This window comes from Lacisediminimonas sp., from assembly GCF_030645335.1.
Lineage (GTDB): Bacteria > Pseudomonadota > Gammaproteobacteria > Burkholderiales > Burkholderiaceae_D > Lacisediminimonas.
In genome coordinates this window covers 1-7,325 of record NZ_JAUSNH010000075.1, presented here as the reverse complement: position 1 = coordinate 7,325, position 7,325 = coordinate 1, and the positions used below count along the sequence as shown (strand labels likewise).

Sequence of the window (7,325 nt, the reverse complement as noted above, 5' to 3'; positions counted from 1 at the left end):
GCATTGGCGACGAAATCGCGGCGCATGGTTTCCATCTGCTCGGCAACGGTGACGTCATGCGTGACCAGGATCTGCCGGCGGGTCTCGAACGGAATGATTTGCAGGATCAGCTTGCGGTCCCGGAAGCGCATCGCCAGCGGCTGCTCGTAGCGGCCAAGCACGATGTAATCGATGAATTCCGGCGTGCGCACCAGGTTGGTCACGCGCATGCCCTTGTCGCGCTCCAGCGACAAGCCCAGGTGACGCTCCGCCTCCGGATTGCACCACTCCAGGAACAGCACATCGTCCATGATCACCACGCCATCGGGCAAGAGGCGCATGGCCTGGCGAAAACGGGCCAGCCATTCCGACAATTCCTGGCGGTTACGTTCCTCTTCGCGCCGGAAATGATAGAGCCTGGCAAACACATTGGTCCATGCGCCGCCGCCATCGGGCAGCCGGACATGGCGGTCATCCAGCCAATTTGACAGCCGATACAAGTTAAACAGTTGCAGCAGCACCGCCGCGAGACTCATCAGGGCGAACACAATGGCACCGGCAAGCGCCCCGAACCACCACCAGACCAGGCTGGCAGCCAGCGGGATCACGGCCAGTCGCAACAGCGCGGGAACCCAGAACAGCATGCGTGGCGTCATAGATCTCCATCCTGTGGGTTCGACAAGGTATAGCCAACGCCGCGCACGGTCTTGACCAGGGACTCGGCGTCGCCCAGCGCCTTGCGCAGGCGCAGCACGTGGACATCGACGGTACGTTCTTCAATCTCGACATGGTCGCCCCAGACCCGATCCAGCAACTGGGCGCGGGTATGCACCCGTTTCGGGTGGGCCAGCAGGTATTTCAGCAAGCGGTACTCCGACAGGCCGATCTCCACCGGCCGCCCGTTCACGCTGACGCTGCGCGTGTTCGGATCCAGCACCACGGGCCCGTTCCTGAGCAGGGCTTCGCCATGTTCCGGCAAGCGCCGCCGCAACAGCGCGCGCATGCGCGACACCAGTTCACGCGGGGAAAACGGCTTGGTGATGTAGTCATCCGCACCCCGGTCCAGCCCCTCGATCTTGTCCTCTTCCATGCTTTTTGCGGTCAGCATGATGACCGGCAGCGCCGCAAGCCGCGGCTCGGCCCGGATGCGGGCCAGCAGGCGCAGGCCGGACTCGTCAGGCAGCATCCAGTCCAGCAGCACCATTTGCGGTATGCGCTCGCGCAGGCATTCCCATGCCGAACTGACATCCCCGGCCACGCGCGTGCTCCAGCCTGCGGCATGCAGTGCATATTCCACCAACTGGACGATTGCGGGTTCATCCTCGACAATCAGGATCTCGGGCTTGTCGCTGTTCATGACTTGCGTGATTGATATTTGCGCCAGCCGGCAGTGTGCCACCGTTCGCGGCGCTCGGCAGCGGCCGTCCGCCCGGCACTATGGTGAGTGCCGGGATTGCTGTCAAGCAAGAACCGCAAAGCTTTTCGCTATAACACCAGCAACAGCAGGTACAGGCCCAATCCGACCAGGCCGCCGACCAGGGTGCCGTTAATGCGTATGTATTGCAGGTCACGGCCGACGAAAAGCTCGAATTTCTGCGCAATCGTGTCGGCATCCCACTTTTCGATCACCCGTCGCACCAGGCTGGCGATGGCATGGCGACGGCCCGCCACGGCATCGGCAATAAATGAACGCAACCAGTCGTTGAGCTTGGCCTGCACCACCGGATCGGTGCGCATGCCTTCGGCCAGCGCCAGCAAGGCCCGCTCGACGCGCGCCGCCAACGGCGAGTCGGCGGCTGCCGATTCACCCTCCCGCATCAGGCGCTGCCGAACCAATTGCCAGAACTGCTCGCTGTAGCTGCGAAAAAGCGGATGGCGCAATGTTTCGGCCAGGGCGCGCTTGATGCGCTCTTCATAGGCCGGATCGTGGCGCAAGCCATCGATCAGTTCCTGCGCCGCCTGCTGGAACTGCACCCGCCAGGGACTATCCTCCTCGCGCATCTCGACCAGGGTTTCCTGTGCTGCATGCAGCAGTCTTTCAAACAGCTTGTCATCGACCATGCGCGGCAGCCAGCGCGGGCTTTTTTCGTGGATCTTTTGCCGGATGAAGCCGCGGTTTTTTTCCAGGGTATCGGCTGCCATGCCCAGCATCCGGTCAAACAGCAATTGATGCCGCCGATCGGCAATCAGCACGGCCGCCACTTCGGCCAGCAGCGGCGCCAGCCTGACCCGGGCCAGCGCGCTGCTGGCGGTGGACTGGATCAGGTTGGCGACATCGTCGTCTTCGACCATCCGGATCAGCGAGGGTATTCCCGATACCAGCTCGACCGCCACTGCATGGCTGTTGCCGGGCTCGGCCAGCCAGCTTGACGCTGCGCCGGCGAAATCGACCGCCTGCAATTCTTCGAACAGCACCTCGCGCGTCATGAAGTTGTACTCGAGGAAATTGGCGACGCCGGCGCCTATCCTGTCCTTGTTGCGGGGAATGATGGCGGTATGCGGTATCGGCAAGCCGAGCGGCCGCCGGAACAGCGCCGTCACGGCAAACCAGTCCGCCAGCGCGCCGACCATGGCCGCTTCCGCAAAAGCGCCCACCGGCGCCAGCCAGGGGTAACGATGGCGCAGCAAGTGTGCCCCCAGGAACAGTATCGCCATTGCCAGCAGCAAGCCGGTGGCCAATGCCCGGACCCGCTTGAATTGCCGACCTTGCTCCTGCTCTTGCTCCTGCATGGCGACCTTTTCTTGTCCGGACGTGCCTGGAATAAGCGCCTGCAAAAGCGATGCGAACATTTGCAGGCGTGCCGATACTGCAATGCAGCAGTGCGAGCGTACAGCAATGGCGCAAGTTTGACCGTCATCCGCGCCTGCAGATACCAGCCTTTGCACATGCTCAATAGTCCGACGTAGTGGCCGGCAGCCGAACTGAAATCCAAAACCTGGTATTCCGGGATTTGATATTTATCAAGCCGGTGTTTTATACGAACTGATTTGCTCGCGCCCACCGGGAACGAGGGGCATCCGGCCTTTCTTTGATGCTATATTTTGCTCAAGCAATGCTGCGAATCGGACTGTGCCGCAGGCAAATTCAAGCCCAAAAAGGCAAGCGCCCCATCGTTTGCCGCGCTACCACGCCCAAGCAGCAGACAACCCGGCAGAAACAGGGAGTTCGTTAATGGAACAGGTGCAGGCGTCGACCATGACGCCTTCTGGCGAAGAGCTCGACCTCAGGCAATTGCTTGCGACGCTGCGGGCGCTTCGCAACGGCGACTTCCGAACCCGCATGCCGGACGACCAGACCGGCCTTGCCGGAAAAATCGCCGACACGGTCAACGAAATCATCGACATGGCCAACGGTGCTGTCAACGAGTTCGACCGGGTTGGGCGGCTGGTGGGCAAGCAAGGGCGGGTCAATGAGCGCATCGCGCTGCCGGCCATGCGCGGATCCTGGGAACAGCTGGTTGACGCTGCCAATGGCATGACCAGCGACCTGGTCGCGCCGATGAATGAAATGACCCGTGTCATCAGCGCCGTCGCCGATGGCGACCTGTCCAGGCAGGTGCCGCTGGAACTGGACGGCCTGCGCCTGAAGGGACAGCACCTGCGCTCGGCCGAAATCGTCAACACGATGGTCCTGAGGCTGGGCGCCCTGACATCGGAAGTCACGCGCGTGGCGCGCGAGATGGGCACCGAGGGCAAGCTCGGCGGCCAGGTGGATGCGAGCGGTATGTCAGGCAGCTGGAAAGACCTGACCGACAAGGTCAACGTCATGGCCGCCAACCTGACCAACCAGATGCGCGGCATCGCGCGGGTGGTGACGGCAGTCGCCAATGGTGACCTGCAGAAGAAACTGACGGTCGAGGCCCAGGGCGAGATTGCCGACCTCGCCGACACCATCAATGAAATGACCTGCACGCTGGCCGTATTCGCCGACCAGGTCAGCGCGGTGGCGCGCGAAGTGGGCGTCGAAGGCAAGCTCGGCGGGCAAGCGCTAGTGCCACATGCGGCCGGCACCTGGCAAGACTTGACCGGCGACGTCAACGGACTCGCCACCAACCTGACCAACCAGATGCGCGCCATCGCCGAAGTCGCCCGGGCTGTGACCAAAGGCGACTTCACCCGCAGCGTCCAGGTCAGCGCCAATGGCGAAGTCGCCCAGTTGAAAGACAACGTCAATGAAATGATCCGCAACCTGCGCGAGACCACGCGCCAGAATGCGGACCAGGACTGGCTCAAGACCAACCTTGCCCACTTTACCCGCCTGCTGCAAGGCCAGCGCGACCTGACCGCGGTCGCAAAGATGGTGCTGTCGGGCGTGGCGCCGCTGATCAGCGCCCACCATGCCCTGTTTTACTTCATGGATGAAACGCAGTACGAGAATCCGCGCCTGAAATTGCTATCGACCTACGCCTATCATGAAAAGACGCGCACCGAGTGGCGCATCGGCGAAGGCCTGGTCGGCCAATGCGCGCATGAGAAAAAGCGCATCCTGCTGACCAACGTCCCGGGGGATTACGTACCGATCCGCTCAGGCATCGGCCAGGCGCTCCCGCTCAACATCATCCTCATCCCGATCCTTTTCGAGAACCGCGTCAAGGCGGTGCTGGAACTGGCGTCGTTCTCGCCATACAGCCGGATCCACGAGATATTCCTGGACCAGTTGGGGGAATCGATCGGCATCGTGGTCAACACGATCGAAGCCAACATGCGTACCGAGGATCTGCTCAAGCAGTCCCAGTCGCTGGCGCAGGAGCTGCAGATACAGCAGGAGGAGCTGCGCCAGACCAACGAGGAACTCGAAGACAAGGCTGCCTTGCTCGAAGAGCAGAAGGCCGAAGTCGAACGCAAGAACCAGGAAGTGGAAATCACCAAGCTGTCGCTGGTGGAAAAAGCCGAACAACTGACACTGACTTCGAAGTACAAGTCTGAATTCCTCTCCAGCATGTCGCACGAGTTGCGCACGCCGCTCAACAGCCTGCTGATCCTGGCCCAGCAGCTTTCCGACAACATCGACCAGAACCTGACGCCCAGGCAAGTGGAATATGCCCGCACGATCCAGAGTTCCGGTCGTGACCTGCTGGGCCTGATCAATGAAATCCTCGACTTGTCCAAGATCGAATCCGGTACTGTCACGCTCGATTACGCCGAGCAGCTGTTTGCCGATATCAGTGACCAGATGGAACGCACGTTCAGGCCTATCGCCGACAGTCATTCACTGTCCTGGCGGATCGACCTGTCGAAGGCCCTTCCACCGGCAACCTACATCGATGGCAAGCGGCTGTTGCAGATACTGAAAAACCTGCTCTCCAATGCCTTCAAATTTACCGAGCGCGGCGGCGTCACGCTGACAATCACTAATGCAGAGTCGGGCTGGAGCGTCGACCACGACGGCCTCAATAGCGCCGGCAGGGTGATCGCCTTCATCGTCACCGATACCGGCATTGGCATTGCGCCCGACAAGCAAAAGCTGATCTTCGAAGCTTTCCAGCAGGCCGATGCCGGCACCTCCCGCAGATACAGCGGCACCGGGCTTGGCCTGTCGATCAGCCGCGAACTGGCGAACCTGCTCGGCGGCGAACTGCGGCTGCTGCGCAGCGAGATCGATGAAGGCAGCGCCTTTGCCTTGTTTGCTCCGTTGCGGCCCCACGGGCGTCCGGCCAGGCCCATGGAGGACTTTTATTTTAATGCATACACGGATAGCGGTTCGCTCCCGCTGCATGGTGAACTGCCGCCACCAGTACCCGCGCAGCAAATACCCGACGACCGGGAACAACTCAAGCCCGACGTGCCATTGGTCATGATCATCGAGAACGATGCCGAATTTGCCACCGTCTTGCTGCAAGCGGTGCGCGATAACGGCCTGCACGGCGTGGTGGCCGTGCGCGGCGGCGACGCGCTGGCAATGGCCGAGCAATACACACCGAGTGCGATTACGCTCAATAACCACCTGCCCGACATCGATGGCTGGTTATTGCTGGAACGACTCAAGCGCAACCCGGCGCTGCGCCATATCCCGGTCCAGGTCATATCGGCCGAACCGGACCTGGCACGCGGGCGCAGGAATGGCGCCTTCGGATCCATGGTCAAGGCTGCTGCGCCTGCTGACTTGTCCAAGGCGATCGGCGCGATGATCAAATTCGCGCAACGCAAACAGAAAGATTTGCTGTTGCTGTGCAGTGACGGCGATCGGCGCACTGAACTCACCGCCCTGCTGGGAAGCAAGGATGTGCGCCTGGTTGCATTCGCCAGGGCACAGGAAGCGATTGCCTCGATGGACGACAGGCACTACGACTGCATCGTGATCGATACGCACAGCAGCCAGCAGGAAGGCGCGCTATTGCTGGCAGCCATGCATGACGGAAAATCTGCGGCATTGCAGGTGGTGATGGCCGGCGAAGCTGAACGCAATCACCCCGCGCCCGAAACGGTGCGCCACCTGGTCGACAATGCATGGGTGCGCGCAGCACGCTCCCAGGAACGATTGCTCAATGACGTCGCCTTGCTGCTGCATCGGCGGATAGACCATTTGCCACCGGCGCACCGCATGCTGATTGACCGCCTGCACGAAGGATCGAACAGCCTCGAAGGGCGCACGGTGCTGGTCGTGGACGACGATGTGCGCAACATCTTTGCCCTCGCCAGCGTGCTGGAACGCCACAAGATGCAGGTCGTCACCGCGGAAACCGGACAGGACGCCATCGGCTTGCTGCATGCGGATCCGAACATTGAACTGGTCCTGATGGACATCATGATGCCCGAGATGGACGGCTACGAAACCATGCAATCCATCCGCAATATCGGCACTTTCGACGACCTTCCGATCATTGCATTGACGGCAAAGGCGATGAAGGAAGACCGCGCCAAATGCATCGCGGCCGGCGCGTCGGACTACATCAGCAAGCCGGTTGACACTGACCAGCTGCTGGCAGTGATGCGCGCCTGGCTATACCGATAGGGATGGCCAAACCAATGCATGACAGGCGCCCCTCCCCGGCCATGGTCAACAGTATGGTCGGGTTGGTCACGACGACAGAGCAGCAGCCGACCGAAGTACCGGCGCTGCGTGAAGTCAAGCAATTGCCCATGCCGATGCCACCCGATGGCATTCCGGCGTCGGTCCTGATCGTTGACGACAATCCAGCCAAGCTCAAGGCGATCATCGCCATGATTTCGCGCATGGGACTTGACGTCACGACCGCCGCCTCCGGGCGGGATGCGCTGCGGATCCTGCTCAAGCAGGACTTCGCCGTCATCCTGCTCGACATCCGGATGCCGACCATGGATGGTTTTGAAACGGCGACCCGCATCCGCGAACTGAGCGGCGTACAGGCCACGCCGCTGTTGGTGAT

Annotated in this window: 5 protein-coding genes; 2 read left to right on the top strand and 3 right to left on the bottom strand. The window is 61.5% G+C overall.

What is annotated here, in order from left to right; translation table 11 throughout:
* The 3 genes from Q7T64_RS05535 to Q7T64_RS05525 all read right to left on the bottom strand — a co-directional run.
* Positions 1-635: phosphate regulon sensor protein PhoR (locus Q7T64_RS05535; protein ID WP_304792505.1), on the bottom strand; the 635-nt coding region annotated here is incomplete at its 3' end.
* On the bottom strand, positions 632-1,336 hold the full coding sequence (locus Q7T64_RS05530; protein WP_304792502.1) for a response regulator: 705 nt from the start codon (positions 1,334-1,336) through the stop codon (positions 632-634). The genes Q7T64_RS05530 and Q7T64_RS05535, both read right to left, overlap by 4 nt.
* Before the next feature lie 128 nt (positions 1,337-1,464).
* Positions 1,465-2,769 (bottom strand): DUF445 domain-containing protein, encoded by a 1,305-nt coding sequence (locus Q7T64_RS05525; protein WP_304792500.1) that lies wholly within the window; start codon positions 2,767-2,769, stop codon positions 1,465-1,467.
* A 382-nt stretch (positions 2,770-3,151) separates the two neighbouring features.
* Between Q7T64_RS05525 and Q7T64_RS05520 the strand changes: the two genes are divergently transcribed.
* Positions 3,152-6,931, top strand: a complete 3,780-nt coding sequence (locus tag Q7T64_RS05520; protein ID WP_304792498.1) for a response regulator — start codon at positions 3,152-3,154, stop codon at positions 6,929-6,931.
* A gap of 41 nt (positions 6,932-6,972) precedes the next feature.
* On the top strand, positions 6,973-7,325 hold a 353-nt coding region (locus tag Q7T64_RS05515), incomplete at its 3' end, for a response regulator (protein WP_304792496.1).

What these genes read in the sequence shown, in the direction of transcription:
- Q7T64_RS05525 (WP_304792500.1), bottom strand. Translation starts at nt 2,769, where the DNA reads ATGTTCGCATCGCTTTTGCAGGCGCTTATTCCAGGCACGTCCGGACAA.
- Q7T64_RS05520 (WP_304792498.1), top strand. Translation starts at nt 3,152, where the DNA reads ATGGAACAGGTGCAGGCGTCGACCATGACGCCTTCTGGCGAAGAGCTC.
- Q7T64_RS05530 (WP_304792502.1), bottom strand. Translation starts at nt 1,336, where the DNA reads ATGAACAGCGACAAGCCCGAGATCCTGATTGTCGAGGATGAACCCGCA.